Raw genomic sequence first — 289 nt, forward strand, 5'->3', positions numbered from 1 at the left:
TATCTAATATCATTGGCTGTTGGAATATTCTTTAATATTTTAGCTGTGTTCTCAATACTGTCTCCACTGCTCGCTGCTTTTACCAAAATTTCAAACAGAGTTTGTTGGTCACATGCTCCTTGAGTTTCAATTGAGAAATTTTCCGCCAAACACTCAATAACCTCATTCAGGGTTTCTGAGTCTGTGAGAGCCAATTGTCCTAATGAAAGAGTCAATTATCTTCAAGATAGTACACACTACTTTCATCATTTCATCTTTTTAACAAACTTGGAGAAGCATAAGTACTTTT

The 289-nt window shown here is 34.9% G+C and carries 1 pseudogene; it reads right to left on the reverse strand.

Annotated elements, in window-relative coordinates:
* A pseudogene (locus AABK37_RS42095) lies at positions 1 to 215 on the reverse strand (ISH3 family transposase); the annotation flags it as partial.
* Between the last annotated feature and the right edge of the window lie 74 nt (positions 216 to 289).

Source organism: Tolypothrix sp. VBCCA 56010, assembly GCF_050875635.1.
Taxonomy (GTDB): Bacteria; Cyanobacteriota; Cyanobacteriia; order Cyanobacteriales; family Nostocaceae; genus Hassallia.